General features: G+C 49.7%; 14 protein-coding genes and 1 other RNA gene. 12 read left to right on the forward strand and 3 right to left on the reverse strand.

The annotated features are described in order from the left end of the window. Positions 1-16 precede the first annotated feature (16 nt). Positions 17-1297 (reverse strand): tagatose-bisphosphate aldolase subunit KbaZ, encoded by a 1281-nt coding sequence (gene kbaZ / locus C3D30_RS01740; protein ID WP_105286372.1) that lies wholly within the window; start codon positions 1295-1297, stop codon positions 17-19. A 249-nt stretch (positions 1298-1546) separates the two neighbouring features. Between kbaZ and agaR the strand changes: the two genes are divergently transcribed. Next, the gene (agaR, locus tag C3D30_RS01750; protein ID WP_105286374.1) at positions 1547-2371 is read left to right on the forward strand and encodes an aga operon transcriptional regulator AgaR; all 825 of its coding nucleotides are present in this window, start codon (positions 1547-1549) and stop codon (positions 2369-2371) included. Between the two features lie 51 nt (positions 2372-2422). Here the strand turns inward: agaR and garD are convergent, their stop codons facing one another. Next, on the reverse strand, positions 2423-3994 hold the full coding sequence (garD, locus tag C3D30_RS01755; protein WP_105286375.1) for a galactarate dehydratase: 1572 nt from the start codon (positions 3992-3994) through the stop codon (positions 2423-2425). A 543-nt stretch (positions 3995-4537) separates the two neighbouring features. Here garD and garL point away from each other — a divergent pair. The 4 genes from garL (at position 4538) to rnpB (ending at position 7879) form a co-directional block, all read left to right on the forward strand. After that, positions 4538-5308, forward strand: a complete 771-nt coding sequence (gene garL / locus C3D30_RS01760; protein WP_001058059.1) for a 2-dehydro-3-deoxyglucarate aldolase — start codon at positions 4538-4540, stop codon at positions 5306-5308. Positions 5309-5337: 29 nt separating this feature from the next. Further along, positions 5338-6228, forward strand: coding sequence for a 2-hydroxy-3-oxopropionate reductase (garR, locus tag C3D30_RS01765; RefSeq protein WP_016159730.1), 891 nt, complete (start codon positions 5338-5340; stop codon positions 6226-6228). Between the two features lie 96 nt (positions 6229-6324). Continuing rightward, the gene (gene garK, locus C3D30_RS01770; protein WP_105286376.1) at positions 6325-7470 is read left to right on the forward strand and encodes a glycerate 2-kinase; all 1146 of its coding nucleotides are present in this window, start codon (positions 6325-6327) and stop codon (positions 7468-7470) included. A gap of 32 nt (positions 7471-7502) precedes the next feature. Then, positions 7503-7879: RNase P RNA component class A (rnpB, locus tag C3D30_RS01775), an RNA gene on the forward strand. A gap of 355 nt (positions 7880-8234) precedes the next feature. Here rnpB and tdcR read toward each other — a convergent pair. Further along, positions 8235-8453, reverse strand: coding sequence for a transcriptional activator TdcR (gene tdcR, locus C3D30_RS01780; RefSeq protein ID WP_105286377.1), 219 nt, complete (start codon positions 8451-8453; stop codon positions 8235-8237). A 313-nt stretch (positions 8454-8766) separates the two neighbouring features. On the opposite strand from tdcR, the gene tdcA reads away from it, so the two are divergent. The 7 genes from tdcA to tdcG all read left to right on the forward strand — a co-directional run bounded on the left by tdcA (position 8767) and on the right by tdcG (position 17545). Beyond that, positions 8767-9705 carry a transcriptional regulator TdcA gene (gene tdcA, locus C3D30_RS01785; RefSeq protein WP_000104198.1) on the forward strand — a complete coding sequence of 313 codons (939 nt, stop codon included), beginning with the start codon at positions 8767-8769 and terminating at the stop codon, positions 9703-9705. A gap of 98 nt (positions 9706-9803) precedes the next feature. Then, positions 9804-10793 (forward strand): bifunctional threonine ammonia-lyase/L-serine ammonia-lyase TdcB, encoded by a 990-nt coding sequence (gene tdcB / locus C3D30_RS01790; protein WP_000548355.1) that lies wholly within the window; start codon positions 9804-9806, stop codon positions 10791-10793. Positions 10794-10814: 21 nt separating this feature from the next. Further along, positions 10815-12146, forward strand: a complete 1332-nt coding sequence (tdcC, locus tag C3D30_RS01795) for a threonine/serine transporter TdcC (RefSeq protein WP_000107716.1) — start codon at positions 10815-10817, stop codon at positions 12144-12146. 25 nt (positions 12147-12171) lie between these two features. Next, positions 12172-13380 carry a propionate kinase gene (gene tdcD, locus C3D30_RS01800; RefSeq protein WP_010352086.1) on the forward strand — a complete coding sequence of 403 codons (1209 nt, stop codon included), beginning with the start codon at positions 12172-12174 and terminating at the stop codon, positions 13378-13380. Between the two features lie 33 nt (positions 13381-13413). Beyond that, positions 13414-15708 carry a 2-ketobutyrate formate-lyase/pyruvate formate-lyase gene (tdcE, locus tag C3D30_RS01805; RefSeq protein WP_000861697.1) on the forward strand — a complete coding sequence of 765 codons (2295 nt, stop codon included), beginning with the start codon at positions 13414-13416 and terminating at the stop codon, positions 15706-15708. A gap of 13 nt (positions 15709-15721) precedes the next feature. Next, positions 15722-16111, forward strand: a complete 390-nt coding sequence (locus C3D30_RS01810; RefSeq protein WP_000719986.1) for an enamine/imine deaminase — start codon at positions 15722-15724, stop codon at positions 16109-16111. A 69-nt stretch (positions 16112-16180) separates the two neighbouring features. Beyond that, complete coding sequence (gene tdcG / locus C3D30_RS01815) at positions 16181-17545, forward strand: L-serine ammonia-lyase (protein ID WP_000622148.1); 1365 nt, start codon at positions 16181-16183, stop codon at positions 17543-17545. The last annotated feature ends 274 nt before the right edge of the window (positions 17546-17819 follow it).

Here is a 17819-nt window from a genome sequence, read left to right on the forward strand (position 1 = left end):
TTCCTCTTTGTTTTGGTTATTGGCCTCCACAGGCTGTGTGGTACTGCGCCAGGATGTCCTGAATATGGTTGATAATGAGCGCCCTCGGCGTTGGCTGTAGCTCGCCGGAGCGAACTTTGACGTATTGCAGCGGCAGATACTGGCTGATGAGCGGTAGCGGAATTGGCGCATCCGCCAGGTTACGAACCAAATGGACGAAAGCGTCATCAATCTGGCTGTCCGGCCAGTAGTAGCGCACACGATCTGAGTAGCTGTAACCGCGTGCCAGACGACGTGCGTTGCCGTCACCGTGGTAGTGGCTTTGCCAGTATTCCGGACGGTCAAGCATCACGTTTTCCAGAACCTGACGCAGACTGGAACAGGCTTTCGCTGGCACCAGTTCTTCTTCAATCGCCGCCAGAGAAAACAGGGTTTCACGTAGGGCGAAGGTCAGCGCCGGGCCAACTTTCAGAATGGCAAAGTGGTCGATTACCAACTGGCGTAGTGATTGCGGCGTTTGATAATCGGTAGAGTGAGCTTCGAAAATCAGCGTTTGGTAGTTTTCGACCATCTGGCTTAAGGCGGTCGCTTTTGCGGGCTGATAATCAATAACGTTGGTGTGATCGAATTCGACGCCGGGTTGTACCACCAGGGCAATGATGCGCGGCCACAGGGCATTCAGACCTTGCTTTTCAAAAGCGTGACGATGGGCTTCCAGCGTGGCGCGGGCGGCATCGGGCGTAGTGACCGCCAGTTCGCTTAAGGTTTCATGAGCGCCGCCGGGCACCGGAACTTCGGTGCCGATGACATACACCAGATCGGTCTCGCCAAAGTGTTCGCGGCAGGTTTCTTCCGCGACTTTTGCCAGACGGGCAGCGCGTTCAGCCACGATGTCATCGGTTAAGGGAACCGGATCGCCCTGACAGGACATGCTGCAATCAAGATGGATTTTTTTGAACCCCGCCGCGACGTAGCTTTTAATCAAATCATCGGCATTGGCCATCGCCTGAGCGGCAGGCAGATTCTGCCAGCGGTTTGGCCCCAGATGGTCGCCACCGAGAATCAACGCGTTTTGCGGGAAATTCAGCGAGTCGGCAAGCTGGCAAACAAAGCCGCGAAAATCGGCGGGCGTCATTCCGGTATAACCGCCGAACTGATCCACCTGATTGGAGGTTGCTTCAATCAGTAACGGCGTTTGGTTTGCGAAGGCATAGTGGATGGCAGCTTCCAGTACCAGCGGATGTGCGGAGCAAACGGCATAAATCCCATTTGTTTTGCCCTCTTTGTGCTGTCTCACCATTTCTATCAGATATTTCACTTTCTTCTCCAGACCAAATAATTGCCATTGCGAACCTTTCGTTTTGTTTCAATTTATACTGCGCCATGGTGAGGTGAAAATAAAACGAAAGGTAATGGTTTTCTGATCTGATTCACAAAAGAAACATAATGAAAGTTACTGAAACAAGAGTCGCTTACGTCAACAGGCAATGTGGGCTTGCATTTGGTTAATAGAAAGGCGTTAATAAGAAAAACGAAATGAAACGAAAGATTTACGAAAGGATTTACTATGAGTAATACCGACGCATCAGGTGAGAAGCGAGTGACTGGCACCAGCGAGCGAAGAGAGCAGATCATTCAGCGCCTGCGTCAGCAAGGGAGTGTGCAGGTTAACGATCTGTCGGCATTGTATGGTGTATCTACTGTGACAATCCGCAACGATCTGGCGTTTCTGGAAAAACAGGGGATTGCCGTGCGTGCCTACGGCGGCGCGCTGATCTGCGATGGCTCGACGCCGTCAGTCGAGCCTTCGGTAGAAGATAAAAGCGCGCTGAACACGGCGATGAAACGCAGCGTTGCGAAAGCTGCCGTTGAGTTGATTAAGCCGGGTCATCGGGTGATCCTCGATTCCGGAACTACCACCTTTGAGATTGCCCGTCTGATGCGCAAGCACACCGATGTGATTGCGATGACCAATGGTATGAACGTGGCGAATGCTTTGCTGGAAGCGGAGGGCGTTGAACTGCTGATGACCGGAGGGCATCTGCGCCGCCAGTCGCAATCTTTTTACGGCGATCAGGCTGAACAATCGCTGCAAAATTACCACTTCGATATGCTGTTTCTCGGCGTAGACGCTATCGATCTGGAGCGCGGCGTCAGTACGCATAATGAAGATGAAGCTCGTTTAAACCGCCGGATGTGCGAAGTTGCGGAACGGATCATCGTGGTCACCGATTCCAGTAAGTTCAACCGCTCCAGTTTACATAAGATCATCGATACTCAACGGATCGACATGATCATTGTCGATGAAGGCATTCCTGCGGATAGTCTGGAAGGGCTGCGAAAGGCTGGGGTTGAAGTGATTCTGGTCGGGGATCACGCGTCTTCGCTGTGACTCAATATGCCCGATAAACGTGTGCTATCGGGCATAATATGAATTGAATTATCAGGTCACCGGTGCCGGGTTAAATACTGCCAGTTGGTTATGCAGTCCCCATTGATCCGAGAAGGTTTTCTTCTTCCCGCTGGCGACGTCAAGAATAAAGTGGAACAGCTTCCAGCCCACCTCTTCAATGGTCTCTTCGCCGGTGGCGATAGTGCCCGCATTAATATCCATCAAATCAAACCAGCGGTTCGCCAGTTCGGTGCGGGTTGCCATTTTAATGACCGGCACTGCCATCAGACCGTATGGTGTGCCGCGACCGGTGGTAAATACTTGCACGGTAATCCCTGAAGCCACCTGTTGGGTGCCACAGACGAAATCGCTGGCTGGCGTCGCGGCGTAAATTAATCCGCGTTTGGTCGGGCGCTGTCCGGGTGACAGCACTTCAACAATCGCGCTTTTACCTGATTTGGCAATGGAGCCGAGTGCCTTTTCCACCACGTTTGCCAGACCGCCTTTCTTGTTGCCCGGCGAAGGGTTGGCGCTGCGGTCGGTTTTTCCCATATCAAGATAGTTGTCGTACCACTCCATCTCATCCAGCAGGCGCTTGCCGACCTCTTCATTAATAGCGCGCGGTGTCAGCAGATGGATCGCGTCACGCACTTCCGTTACTTCTGAGAACATCACCGTTGCGCCGCAGCGCACCAGTAGATCAGATGCATAGCCCACAGCCGGGTTTGCCGTTACACCAGAAAACGCATCGCTGCCGCCGCACTGCATACCGACAACCAGTTCTGAAGCCGGACAGGTTTCTCGCTGCCGTTGATTTAATTTGTGCAGGTGGTGCTTGGCAACCTGCAAAATATCCTCGACCATGGACTGAAAACCGACATGCTTTTCATCCTGCAAGCTGACAATACTGGCGTTCTCCAGCGGAATGCTTTGTACATCATCCGTGCCGACCAGCAGGCGTTCAGGCTGCAATTTCTCGCAACCCAGACCGATCACCATCACCTCGCCGCCAAAGTTTGGGTTCAGCGAAATGTTGTGAATGGTACGAATAGGTACCACCGCCGCCGGAGCGTTAATCGCCACGCCACAACCGTACAGGTGATTCAGCCCCACCACACCATCGACGTTCGGGTATTTCGGCAGCAGGTCGCGTTCAATAATTTTCACCACATAATCGACAACACCTGCCACACAATGCACGCTGGTGGTGATGCCGAGCAGGTTTTTGGTACCCACGCTGCCATCGGCATTGCGATAGCCTTCAAAGGTATAACCTTCAAGCGGCGGTAAGGGGGCCGGCACTTTAGTTGCCAATGGCAGCGTGTGTAACGGCGGCGCTTCCGGCAGTACGACCATTGATTCGTCGATCCAACTTCCGCGTGGGATTGCGCGCACGGCATAACCAATCACTTCACCGTAACGAATAATTTCGCTATTCGCAGGGATATCAACTAATGCGACTTTATGCCCCTGGGGTATATGTTCAATTAATTCCAGTCCGTCCGGGAAACGTGTTCCTGCTTTCAGGCCATTATCATTAACAATAATTGCCACATTATCTGTGTCGTGAACTTTTATATAAAACGCAGTCGGCGTTTCTTGCCTGATTTCGATGTTGGCCATTATCCCGTTTTCTCCGGTCGCTAATAATAATAAATTTATGTTGAGTGATTCTGATGACAGAAATAATTTCATCTGTGAGATGGAATAAGAGTGTCAGGAGATGAAAAGTCAGTATGTGATCAACATCACTAATTATCGTGATAGCAGGGCGACAGGGGCCGGCAAAGCGTAAATATGTGCATTGGCACGCAGCGTGATAGGCATATGCTCAAAATAATATTTATATCAGGCAATCATAATGAGCATTTGCACAATGCCTATTATTTCTGGTCTGATTATACTCATTGTCGAAAACAGATTTATTATTGAACAGGGTCAATATTCGTTAAGAGAATATTTAATAAATAGCACTGACCTTTTTACTATCGACGGAATATAAACATAATTAGTGGGATTGCTGAATAAGGAACGCATGTGCCTTTTTAATCTTACTGCCTATTTTTATTGTCATCGAAGAGATTGCCCTCTTTCAATACTGCACCGGGAAGCCTGACTGGCGACATTAAACGTATGGAATTGCAGAAATAAGCAAAGGTATAAGCGATGAATAACGATATTTTCCCAAATAAGTTCAAAGCCGCGTTGGCAGCGAAACAGGTACAGATTGGCTGCTGGTCAGCACTTTCTAACCCAATTAGCACTGAAGTTCTTGGTTTAGCTGGCTTTGACTGGCTGGTGCTGGATGGCGAACATGCGCCAAACGATATCTCCACGTTCATTCCTCAGTTGATGGCTCTGAAGGGGAGCGTCAGCGCGCCAGTGGTGCGTGTACCGACCAACGAACCGGTAATTATTAAGCGTCTGCTGGATATCGGTTTTTATAACTTCCTGATCCCCTTTGTCGAAACGAAAGAAGAAGCAGTGCAGGCGGTGGCATCTACCCGTTATCCACCAGAAGGTATTCGCGGCGTGTCCGTTTCTCACCGCGCCAATATGTTTGGCACCGTGGTGGATTACTTCGCTCAGTCGAATAAGAACATCACCATTCTGGTGCAAATCGAAAGCCAGCAAGGCGTTGATAACGTTGATGCTATCGCCGCAACTGAAGGCGTTGACGGTATCTTCGTTGGCCCCAGCGATCTGGCGGCGGCATTAGGTCATCTCGGCAATGCGTCACATCCGGATGTGCAAAAAGCGATTCAACATATTTTTAATCGCGCCAGAGCCAACGGCAAACCCTGCGGCATCCTCGCCCCTGTCGAAGCCGATGCGCGTCGTTATCTGGAATGGGGCGCGACGTTTGTGGCCGTCGGCAGCGATCTCGGCGTATTCCGTTCCGCCACGCAGAAATTGGCAGATACCTTTAAAAAATAACCACCACCGCAACAAGAGAGATGATTGATATGACTATGAAAGTTGGTTTTATTGGCCTGGGTATTATGGGTAAACCAATGAGTAAAAACCTCCTGAAAGCAGGTTACTCGCTGGTGGTTGCTGACCGTAACCCTGAAGCCATTGCTGAAGTGATTGCCGCAGGCGCAGAAACAGCGTCTACGGCTAAAGCTGTCGCTGAACAGTGCGATGTCATCATAACCATGCTGCCAAACTCCCCTCATGTGAAAGAGGTGGCGTTGGGTGAAAATGGCATTATTGAAGGCGCGAAGCCAGGTACGGTATTGATCGATATGAGTTCAATCGCTCCGCTGGCAAGCCGTGAAATCAGCGAAGCACTGAAAGCGAAAGGTATTGATATGCTGGACGCCCCGGTGAGCGGCGGTGAACCGAAAGCCATCGACGGTACGCTGTCTGTGATGGTGGGCGGCGACAAGGTTATTTTCGACAAATACTATGATTTGATGAAAGCGATGGCGGGTTCCGTGGTGCATACCGGGGAGATCGGTGCAGGTAACGTCACTAAACTGGCAAATCAGGTCATTGTGGCGCTGAATATTGCCGCGATGTCAGAAGCGTTAACGCTGGCAACCAAAGCGGGCGTAAACCCGGAGCTGGTTTATCAGGCAATTCGCGGTGGGCTGGCTGGCAGTACCGTTCTTGATGCTAAAGCGCCGATGGTCATGGACAGAAACTTCAAGCCAGGCTTCCGTATTGATCTGCATATTAAAGATCTGGCGAATGCGCTGGATACCTCTCACGGCGTTGGTGCGCAATTGCCGCTAACTGCTGCGGTTATGGAGATGATGCAGGCACTGCGTGCCGATGGTTTGGGAACGGCGGATCATAGCGCCCTGGCGTGCTACTACGAAAAACTGGCAAAAGTCGAAGTTACTCGTTAATGGCGTCGCGCCCGGATGGCGTATTGCAATCCGGGTCTGGAATCCAGGCCGAATAAGAGAAACGCCCTCCGGCGTCATGTGGTAACAGGCACAGGTATGAAAATCGTAATCGCCCCAGACTCTTATAAAGAAAGTTTATCTGCCAGCGAGGTTGCGCAGGCGATAGAAAAAGGATTTCGGGAAATTTTTCCTGATGCACAGTACGTTTCGGTTCCGGTTGCTGATGGCGGCGAAGGAACGGTGGAAGCGATGATTGCAGCCACCCAGGGTTTCGAACGTCACGCCTGGGTTACAGGGCCACTGGGCGAAAAGGTGAATGCCAGTTGGGGGATCTCTGGCGATGGTAAAACCGCGTTTATTGAAATGGCGGCGGCCAGTGGGCTGGCGTTAGTACCGTCGGAAAAGCGTGATCCGTTGGTGACGACTTCTCGCGGCACGGGGGAGTTAATTTTACAGGCGCTGGAGAGTGGTGCGACCAGCATTATTATTGGCATCGGCGGCAGTGCCACCAACGACGGCGGCGCGGGGATGATGCAGGCGCTGGGGGCGAAGTTAAGCGATGTCAACGGTAATGAAATCGGTTTTGGCGGCGGCAGTCTTAATACCCTGAATGATATTGATATTTCCGGCCTCGATCCGCGTTTAAAAGATTGCGCTATTCGCGTCGCCTGCGATGTCACTAATCCGCTGGTGGGCGATAACGGTGCTTCGCGTATCTTTGGCCCGCAAAAAGGGGCTAATAAGGCCACGATTATCGAGCTGGACAGGAATCTCTCTCACTATGCTGATGTCATCAAAAAATCGCTGCATGTTGATGTGAAAAACGTTCCTGGTGCAGGGGCGGCAGGCGGCATGGGTGCGGCGCTAATGGCGTTTCTTGGCGCAGAGCTAAAGAGCGGCATTGAAATTGTGACGACGGCGCTCAATCTGGAAGAACATATTCATGATTGCTCGTTGGTGATCACCGGAGAAGGTCGCATTGATAGCCAGAGCATTCACGGTAAAGTGCCGATTGGCGTAGCGAACGTCGCGAAGAAATACAATAAACCGGTAATTGGTATTGCGGGTAGTCTGACGAAGGATGTCGGCGTTGTGCATCAGTATGGCATCGATGCTGTATTCAGCGTGTTGAACAGTATTGTTACGCTGGATGAAGCTTTCAGCGGGGCTTATGACAATATTTACCGTGCTTCGCGCAATATCGCCGCGACGCTGGCGATTGGAATGCGCGACGCGGGGTGACAAGGGCGCGCAAACCCTCTATACTGCGCGCCGAAGCTGACCAGACAGTCGCCGCTTCGTCGTCGTCCTCTTCGGGGGAGACGGGCGGAGGGGAGGAAAGTCCGGGCTCCATAGGGCAGGGTGCCAGGTAACGCCTGGGGGGGAAACCCACGACCAGTGCAACAGAGAGCAAACCGCCGATGGCTCACGCAAGTGGGATCAGGTAAGGGTGAAAGGGTGCGGTAAGAGCGCACCGCGCGGCTGGTAACAGTCCGTGGCACGGTAAACTCCACCCGGAGCAAGGCCAAATAGGGGTTCATAAGGTACGGCCCGTACTGAACCCGGGTAGGCTGCTTGAGCCAGTGAGCGATTGCTGGCCTAGATGAATGACTGTCCACGACAGAACCCGGCTTATCGGTCAGTTTCACCTCTTCAACAGAAACCCGCCAGTGCAAAACCGGCGGGTTTTTGCTTTTGGAGCGAGCGGTAAGATGAATGACTGTCCACGACACTATACCCAAAAGAAAGCGGCTTATCGGTCAGTTTCACCTATTTTAACGAAAACCCGCCAGTGCAGACTGGCGGGTTTTTGCTTTTGGAGCAGGCGGAAAGATGAATGACTATCCACGACGCTATACCCAAAAGAAAGCGGCCTGTTGGTTCAATATAAACACTCTTTTTAGCCACCCTGTGCTCTCTTCTGATAGCTTACTTGCGAATTGCAATTATTAGTTTTGTGATCCTCAACACAAAATGCTGTTCCGCAACCGGAATGCGAGAATAAATCATGGAAAACGATTGCATTCACAAAATGACGTTCTGCAAAAGAGACAATGATTGACGTTAATCAATTGTTCGAGATGATCAATATCTGTATTCGAAATTTTAAAACATTGATAAAATAAATGTTCTATCTCCAACAAATGGCGAAAAAAAATGTGACGTACCGCATTATTTATCTGTGGAAATGATTTATTTATAATAAAATTTGATAACTTGCTCATTAAATTTAACTTAAAATTCGTCTGCGAAATACACGATAATTGCTTGAAATATCGTCTAAGAGCATTTTTTAATAACAAAAATTAAGTGCGCCGTTATCGCCATAAAATATGGTTATCCCCCCTTGTTTTTTTGATAAAAGTCAGCCTTTGTGTTGATTTTATTTATATAACTCATTGATATTAAATGATTATATGCCTTTAAGGATATGCCTGGAAAACTATTGAAAGTTAATTTGTGAGTGGTCGCACATATCCTATTCATTGCATTTTGATACACTTCATACCGTCAATGAGGTAATTAACGCGGGTTGTTATGAGCACTATTCTTCTTCCTAAAACGCAACACCTGGTAGTCTTTCAGGAAGTCATCAGAAGTGGCTCTATTGGCTCGGCTGCAAAAGAATTAGGGTTAACTCAACCAGCGGTAAGTAAAATCATTAACGATATCGAAGATTATTTTGGCGTGGAATTAGTGGTGCGGAAAAATACCGGTGTAACGCTGACGCCAGCTGGTCAATTGTTGCTCTCACGCTCCGAATCCATTACCCGCGAAATGAAAAATATGGTTAATGAGATTAGCGGTATGTCCTCTGATGCAGTCGTGGAGGTCTCATTTGGTTTTCCATCGCTGATTGGCTTTACCTTTATGTCCGGGATGATCAACAAATTCAAAGAGGTGTTCCCGAAAGCGCAGGTCTCAATGTATGAAGCGCAATTGTCCTCATTCTTACCGGCTATCCGCGACGGGCGTCTGGATTTTGCGATAGGTACGTTAAGTGCAGAAATGAAGCTTCAGGATTTGCATGTCGAGCCGCTGTTCGAGTCAGAGTTTGTGCTGGTTGCCAGTAAGTCCCGAACATCCACCGGCACCACCACGCTGGAGTCTTTGAAGAACGAACAGTGGGTGTTGCCGCAAACGAATATGGGATACTACAGCGAACTACTCACCACGTTACAAAGAAATGGCATCAGTATTGAAAACATCGTTAAAACCGACTCAGTCGTGACAATTTATAATCTTGTTCTCAATGCTGATTTCTTAACCGTGATTCCCTGCGATATGACTTCACCTTTTGGTTCTAATCAATTTATTACCATTCCGGTTGAGGAAACATTACCGGTAGCGCAATATGCCGCAGTATGGTCGAAAAATTATCGTATTAAAAAAGCAGCATCGGTTTTGGTGGAATTAGCCAAAGAATATTCATCTTATAATGGGTGTAGACGAAAGCAATTAATAGAAGCTTGTTAGTTATTTGTTTTTTATTTAAACATAAATAATCCACCTGCCTTTTTGCAGGTGCTGGTTACGGTTACCTACATATTTAATTCAGGCTAAGAGGTTTTATAATGCATATTACATACGATCTGCCGGTTGCTATTGATGACATTATTGAAGCAAAACAACGTCTGGCTGGGCGAATTTATAAAACAGGAATGCCTCGATCTAACTATTTTAGTGAACGTTGCAAAGGTGAAATATTCCTTAAGTTTGAAAACATGCAGCGTACCGGTTCATTTAAAATTCGTGGCGCATTTAATAAATTAAGCTCCTTAACTGATGCTGAGAAACGTAAAGGTGTAGTGGCCTGTTCAGCGGGGAACCACGCGCAAGGGGTTTCGCTTTCCTGTGCGATGTTGGGTATTGATGGTAAAGTTGTAATGCCGAAAGGCGCGCCAAAATCCAAAGTTGCAGCAACGTGTGACTACTCTGCTGAAGTGGTACTGCACGGCGACAACTTCAACGACACCATCGCCAAAGTGAGCGAAATTGTCGAAACGGAAGGTCGCATCTTTATTCCACCTTATGATGATCCGAAAGTGATTGCCGGTCAGGGGACCATTGGGCTGGAAATTATGGAAGATCTTTATGATGTCGATAACGTCATTGTGCCAATTGGCGGTGGCGGTTTAATTGCCGGTATTGCGGTGGCAATTAAATCTATTAACCCTACCATTCGTGTTATTGGTGTGCAGTCAGAAAACGTTCACGGCATGGCGGCTTCTTTCCACTCCGGAGAAATAACCACGCACCGAACTACCGGCACCCTGGCGGATGGTTGTGATGTCGCCCGCCCGGGTAATTTAACTTACGAAATCGTTCGTGAATTAGTCGATGACATCGTGCTGGTCAGCGAAGACGAAATCAGAAACAGTATGGTTGCCTTAATTCAGCGTAATAAAGTCATCACCGAAGGCGCTGGCGCTCTGGCATGTGCTGCATTATTAAGCGGTAAATTAGACCAATATATTCAAAACAGAAAAACCGTCAGTATTATTTCCGGCGGTAATATCGATCTTTCTCGCGTCTCTCAAATCACCGGTTTCGTTGACGCTTAATTAATTCGTTGAGGATAGGATATGAGTACTTCAGATAGCATTGTATCCAGCCAGACAAAACAATCGTCCTGGCGTAAATCAGATACCACATGGACGTTAGGCTTGTTTGGTACGGCAATCGGCGCCGGGGTGCTGTTCTTCCCTATCCGCGCAGGTTTTGGCGGACTGATCCCGATTCTTCTGATGTTGGTATTGGCATACCCGATTGCGTTTTATTGCCACCGGGCGCTGGCGCGTCTGTGTCTCTCTGGCTCTAACCCTTCCGGCAACATTACGGAAACAGTAGAAGAGCACTTTGGTAAAACCGGCGGTGTGGTCATCACGTTCCTGTATTTCTTCGCGATTTGCCCACTGTTGTGGATTTATGGCGTTACCATCACCAACACCTTTATGACATTCTGGGAAAACCAGCTCGGCTTTGCGCCTCTGAACCGTGGCTTTGTGGCGCTGTTCCTGCTGCTGCTGATGGCGTTCGTCATCTGGTTTGGTAAGGATCTGATGGTTAAAGTGATGAGCTACCTGGTATGGCCTTTTATCGCCAGCCTGGTGCTGATTTCTCTGTCGCTGATCCCTTACTGGAACTCTGCGGTTATCGATCAAGTTGACCTTGGCGCGCTGTCGTTAACTGGTCATGACGGTATCCTGATCACCGTCTGGCTGGGGATTTCTATCATGGTCTTCTCCTTCAACTTCTCGCCAATCGTCTCTTCTTTCGTGGTTTCTAAGCGTGAAGAGTATGAGAAAGACTTTGGTCGTGACTTCACTGAGCAGAAATGTTCACAAATCATCTCTCGCGCCAGTATGCTGATGGTTGCAGTGGTCATGTTCTTTGCCTTCAGCTGCCTGTTTACGCTGTCTCCGGCGAACATGGCGGAAGCAAAAGCGCAGAACATTCCGGTGCTCTCTTACCTGGCTAACCACTTTGCATCCATGACCGGCACCAAAACGACGTTCGCTATTATTCTGGAATATGCGGCGTCCATCATCGCGCTGGTTGCTATCTTCAAATCTTTCTTCGGTCACTATCTGGGGACGCTGGAAGGTCTGAACGGCCTGGTTCTGAAGTTTGGTTATAAAGGCGACAAAACCAAAGTTTCTGCGGGCAAACTGAACACTATCAGCATGATCTTCATCATGGGTTCAACCTGGGTTGTTGCCTACGCCAACCCGAACATCCTGGATCTGATTGAAGCCATGGGCGCGCCGATTATCGCATCCTTGCTGTGCCTGTTGCCGATGTACGCCATCCGTAAAGCGCCGTCTCTGGCGAAATACCGTGGTCGTCTGGATAACGTGTTTGTTACCGTGATTGGTCTGCTGACCATCCTGAACATCGTATACAAACTGTTTTAATCCATAACTCAGGATGAGAAAAGAGATGAATGAATTTCCGGTTGTTTTGGTTATTAACTGTGGTTCGTCTTCGATTAAGTTTTCCGTGCTTGATGCCAGCGACTGTGAAGTATTAATGTCAGGTATTGCCGACGGTATTAACTCGGAAAATGCATTCTTATCCGTAAATGGGGGAGAGCCAGCACCGCTGGCTCACCACAGCTACGAAGGTGCATTGAAGGCAATCGCATTTGAACTGGAAAAACGGAATTTAAATGGCAGTGTGGCTTTAATTGGCCACCGCATCGCCCACGGCGGGAGTATTTTTACCGAGTCCGCCATTATTACCGATGAAGTCATTGATAATATCCGTCGCGTTTCTCCACTGGCTCCGCTGCATAATTACGCCAATTTAAGTGGCATTGAATCGGCGCAGCAATTATTTCCTGGCGTAACTCAGGTGGCGGTATTTGATACCAGTTTCCACCAGACGATGGCACCAGAGGCTTATTTATACGGACTGCCGTGGAAATATTATGAAGAGTTAGGTGTGCGCCGTTATGGTTTCCACGGCACGTCACATCGCTATGTTTCCCAGCGAGCGCATTCTCTGCTGAACCTTGTGGAGGATGACTCCGGGCTGGTTGTGGCGCATCTTGGTAATGGCGCGTCAATCTGCGCGGTTCGTAACGGTCAGAGCGTAGATACCTCAATGGGAATGACGCCGCTGGAAGGCTTGATGATGGGGACGCGCAGTGGTGATGTCGACTTCGGCGCGATGTCCTGGGTTGCCAGCCAAACCAATCAGAGCTTGGGCGATCTGGAACGCGTAGTGAATAAAGAGTCGGGATTATTAGGTATTTCCGGTCTGTCTTCAGATTTACGCGTTCTGGAAAAAGCCTGGCATGAAGGTCACGAACGCGCACAACTGGCAATTAAAACTTTTGTTCATCGAATTGCCCGTCATATTGCCGGACATGCCGCCTCATTACATCGTCTGGATGGCATTATATTTACCGGTGGAATAGGGGAGAACTCAAGTTTAATTCGTCGTCTGGTCATGGAACATTTAGCCGTATTAGGCGTTGAGATTGATGTGGAAATGAATAATCAATCTAATTCCTACGGTGAACGAATTATTTCCAGTGAAAATGCGCGCGTAATTTGCGCCGTTATTCCGACTAATGAAGAAAAAATGATTGCCTTAGATGCAATTCATTTAGGCAAAGTTAACGCCCCCGCAGAGTTTGCATAATTTAGTTGAAGTATTGTAGAGAGATTATTTTTCATGAAGGTAGATATTGATACCGGCGATAAGCTGTACGCCGACGCATGGCTTGGCTTTAAAGGTACGGACTGGAAAAACGAAATTAATGTCCGCGATTTTATTCAACAAAACTATACACCGTATGAAGGTGATGAATCTTTCCTTGCTGAAGCAACGCCAGCGACCACGGAATTGTGGGAAAAAGTAATGGAAGGCATTCGTATCGAAAATGCGACCCACGCGCCGGTTGATTTCGATACTAATATTGCCACTACCATTACCGCCCATGATGCTGGTTATATTAATCAGCCGCTGGAAAAAATTGTTGGTCTGCAAACCGATGCGCCGTTAAAGCGCGCGCTGCATCCGTTCGGTGGCATTAATATGATTAAAAGTTCATTCCACGCCTATGGCCGTGAAATGGACAGCGAATTTGAGTACATCTTTACCGATCTGCGTAAAACCCATAATCAGGGCGTATTTGATGTTTACTCACCGGATATGCTGCGCTGCCGTAAGTCTGGTGTCCTGACCGGTTTACCAGACGGTTATGGTCGTGGGCGTATCATCGGTGACTATCGCCGCGTGGCGCTGTACGGCATCAGTTATCTGGTACGTGAACGCGAACTGCAATTTGCCGATCTCCAGTCTCGTCTGGAAAAAGGTGAAGATCTGGAAGCCACCATCCGTCTGCGTGAAGAGCTGGCAGAACATCGTCATGCGCTGTTGCAGATTCAGGAGATGGCGGCTAAATACGGCTTCGACATCTCCCGCCCGGCGCAGAATGCGCAGGAAGCGGTGCAGTGGCTCTACTTCGCTTACCTGGCGGCGGTGAAATCGCAGAACGGCGGCGCAATGTCTCTTGGTCGTACCGCATCGTTCCTCGATATCTACATTGAGCGCGACTTTAAAGCCGGCGTGCTTAATGAGCAGCAGGCACAGGAACTGATCGATCACTTCATCATGAAGATCCGTATGGTGCGCTTCTTGCGTACGCCGGAATTTGATTCGCTGTTCTCCGGCGACCCAATCTGGGCGACGGAAGTGATCGGCGGGATGGGGCTGGACGGTCGTACGCTGGTGACCAAAAACTCCTTCCGCTATTTGCACACCCTGCACACTATGGGGCCTGCACCGGAACCTAACCTGACCATTCTTTGGTCGGAAGCATTACCGATTGCCTTCAAAAAATATGCCGCGCAGGTGTCGATCGTCACCTCTTCCTTGCAGTATGAAAACGACGATCTGATGCGTACTGATTTCAATAGCGACGATTACGCAATTGCCTGCTGTGTCAGCCCAATGGTGATTGGTAAGCAGATGCAGTTCTTCGGCGCACGCGCTAACCTGGCGAAAACGCTGCTGTACGCAATCAACGGCGGGGTGGACGAGAAGCTGAAGATTCAGGTCGGCCCGAAAACGGCACCATTGATGGACGACGTGCTGGATTACAACAAAGTAATGGACAGCCTCGACCATTTCATGGACTGGCTGGCGGTGCAGTACATCAGCGCGCTGAACATCATCCACTACATGCACGACAAGTACAGCTACGAAGCCTCGCTGATGGCGCTGCACGATCGTGATGTCTATCGCACCATGGCTTGCGGCATCGCGGGTCTGTCGGTGGCGACGGATTCACTTTCCGCCATTAAATATGCCCGTGTGAAACCCATCCGTGACGAAAACGGTCTGGCGGTGGACTTTGAAATCGATGGCGAATATCCACAGTACGGCAACAACGACGAGCGCGTAGACAGCATCGCTTGTGACCTGGTTGAACGCTTTATGAAGAAAATTAAAGCCCTGCCAACCTATCGTAACGCCGTGCCGACGCAGTCGATTCTGACTATCACTTCTAACGTGGTGTACGGACAGAAAACCGGTAATACGCCGGACGGTCGCCGCGCGGGTACGCCGTTTGCGCCGGGCGCTAACCCGATGCACGGTCGTGACCGCAAAGGTGCGGTAGCCTCGCTGACTTCCGTGGCAAAACTGCCGTTCACTTACGCCAAAGACGGTATTTCGTACACTTTCTCGATCGTCCCTGCGGCGCTGGGTAAAGAAGATCCGGTACGCAAAACCAACCTTGTTGGTCTGCTGGATGGTTACTTCCACCACGAAGCGGACATCGAAGGCGGTCAACATCTCAACGTTAACGTTATGAATCGGGAAATGTTGTTGGATGCCATTGAGCACCCGGAAAAATACCCGAACCTGACAATCCGTGTCTCTGGCTACGCCGTGCGCTTTAACGCGCTGACTCGCGAACAGCAACAGGATGTGATTTCACGTACCTTTACCCAGGCGCTCTGACGCCGGAGGATGTATGAAAAAGATTATCGAAACGCAACGAGCCCCAGGCGCAATCGGCCCTTATGTTCAGGGCGTTGATTTAGGCAGCATGGTCTTCACCTCCGGGCAAATTCCGGTTTGCCCGCAGACCGGCGAGATCCCGGCTGATGTGAAAGATCAGGCGCGTTTAAGCCTTGAAAACGTCAAAGCGATCGTGGTTGCTGCTGGCCTCACCGTGGGCGATATCATCAAGATGACGGTATTCATCACCGATCTGAATGACTTTGCCACCATCAATGAAGTCTATAAGCAATTCTTCGATGAGCATCAGGCGACCTACCCGACCCGTAGCTGCGTGCAGGTCGCGCGTTTGCCGAAAGATGTGAAGCTGGAAATTGAAGCTATCGCAGTACGTAGCGTGTAAAGCCCGGAGCGGGGCGACCGTAGAGTCGTCCCGCTCCTCTTCACAGAACGGCAATCCGAGAGTGTGGTTATGATTAGTGCATTCGATATTTTCAAAATTGGTATTGGTCCCTCCAGTTCGCATACCGTGGGGCCAATGAATGCTGGAAAAAGTTTTATCGACCGACTGGTGAGTAGTGGCTTATTAACTGCAACAAGTCATATTGTGGTCGATCTTTACGGGTCGTTGTCACTGACGGGCAAAGGCCATGCCACGGATATCGCCATCATTATGGGACTGGCAGGAAACAGCCCGCAGGATGTTGTTATTGATGAGATCCCTGCATTTATTGAACTTGTGACGCGCAGTGGGCGACTGCCGGTGGCTTCTGGTGCGCATATTGTTGATTTTCCTGTAGCAAAGAACATTATCTTCCATCCCGAAATGTTGCCTCGTCATGAGAACGGGATGCGGATTACTGCCTGGAACGGGCAGGAAGAGCTATTAAGCAAAACCTATTACTCTGTCGGCGGCGGGTTTATCGTTGAAGAAGAACACTTCGGCATGTCGCACGATGTCGAAACACCCGTACCTTATGACTTCCACTCGGCAGGCGAACTGCTGAAAATGTGTGATTACAACGGCCTGTCTATTTCTGGCCTGATGATGCATAACGAGCTGGCGCTGCGCAGCAAAGCGGAAATTGATGCAGGGTTTGCTCGTATCTGGCAGGTGATGCACGACGGTATTGAACGCGGCATGAATACCGAAGGCGTATTGCCTGGCCCGCTCAATGTCCCACGCCGGGCAGTGGCGTTGCGCCGTTTGCTGGTCTCTAGTGACAATATCTCTAACGATCCAATGAACGTCATCGACTGGATCAATATGTTTGCGCTGGCGGTCAGCGAAGAAAACGCCGCTGGCGGACGTGTAGTGACAGCACCAACTAATGGCGCTTGCGGTATTATTCCGGCAGTGCTGGCCTATTACGATAAATTCCGCCGTCCGCTCAATGAGCGATCCATCGCCCGTTTTCTGCTGGCGGCTGGCGCTATCGGCGCGCTGTATAAAATGAATGCCTCCATCTCTGGTGCGGAAGTGGGGTGTCAGGGCGAAATTGGCGTGGCCTGTTCGATGGCTGCGGCAGGGTTAACCGAACTGCTGGGCGGCAGCCCGGCGCAGGTATGCAATGCGGCGGAAATCGCTATGGAGCATAACCTTGGGTTGACCTGCGATCCGGTTGCCGGACAGGTGCAAATTCCGTGTATTGAACGTAATGCTATCAACGCTGTGAAAGCGGTAAACGCCGCGCGAATGGCGATGCGTCGCACCTCGGCACCGCGTGTTTCGCTCGATAAAGTGATCGAGACGATGTATGAAACCGGCAAAGATATGAACGATAAATACCGCGAAACTTCACGCGGAGGACTGGCCATAAAAGTAGTCTGCGGCTGATATTTCATCCGCATTTATCTTTGGGTGCACAAAATGTGCACCCTTTTTTATTGTGATCTGCCGCAAATAGAGAATAACTGTTTCTCTTTGGTTGATTTGATAGAAAATTATTATCCATAACTGCTATTTCAAAGTCTTGATTGTGAAGATTTTCTCTAACCTCACGCGTATCATTTCTTCATTCTAATAACTCGCCTGCAAAAAAACGTAGACCGCGTATCGCCTTGATGCGGCTCGAAAAAATAAAAAGCCCTACAAAATATTGAGCGAGAAA

Origin of the sequence: Escherichia sp. MOD1-EC5433 (genome assembly GCF_002966005.1) — a bacterium.
Lineage (GTDB): Bacteria > Pseudomonadota > Gammaproteobacteria > Enterobacterales > Enterobacteriaceae > Escherichia > Escherichia ruysiae.

Coding starts and splice junctions, on each gene's coding strand:
- agaR (WP_105286374.1), top strand. CDS start 1,547: ATGAGTAATACCGACGCATCAGGTGAGAAGCGAGTGACTGGCACCAGC.
- garD (WP_105286375.1), bottom strand. CDS start 3,994: ATGGCCAACATCGAAATCAGGCAAGAAACGCCGACTGCGTTTTATATA.
- garL (WP_001058059.1), top strand. CDS start 4,538: ATGAATAACGATATTTTCCCAAATAAGTTCAAAGCCGCGTTGGCAGCG.
- garR (WP_016159730.1), top strand. CDS start 5,338: ATGACTATGAAAGTTGGTTTTATTGGCCTGGGTATTATGGGTAAACCA.
- garK (WP_105286376.1), top strand. CDS start 6,325: ATGAAAATCGTAATCGCCCCAGACTCTTATAAAGAAAGTTTATCTGCC.
- tdcR (WP_105286377.1), bottom strand. CDS start 8,453: ATGAGCAAGTTATCAAATTTTATTATAAATAAATCATTTCCACAGATA.
- tdcA (WP_000104198.1), top strand. CDS start 8,767: ATGAGCACTATTCTTCTTCCTAAAACGCAACACCTGGTAGTCTTTCAG.
- tdcB (WP_000548355.1), top strand. CDS start 9,804: ATGCATATTACATACGATCTGCCGGTTGCTATTGATGACATTATTGAA.
- tdcC (WP_000107716.1), top strand. CDS start 10,815: ATGAGTACTTCAGATAGCATTGTATCCAGCCAGACAAAACAATCGTCC.
- tdcD (WP_010352086.1), top strand. CDS start 12,172: ATGAATGAATTTCCGGTTGTTTTGGTTATTAACTGTGGTTCGTCTTCG.
- tdcE (WP_000861697.1), top strand. CDS start 13,414: ATGAAGGTAGATATTGATACCGGCGATAAGCTGTACGCCGACGCATGG.
- C3D30_RS01810 (WP_000719986.1), top strand. CDS start 15,722: ATGAAAAAGATTATCGAAACGCAACGAGCCCCAGGCGCAATCGGCCCT.
- tdcG (WP_000622148.1), top strand. CDS start 16,181: ATGATTAGTGCATTCGATATTTTCAAAATTGGTATTGGTCCCTCCAGT.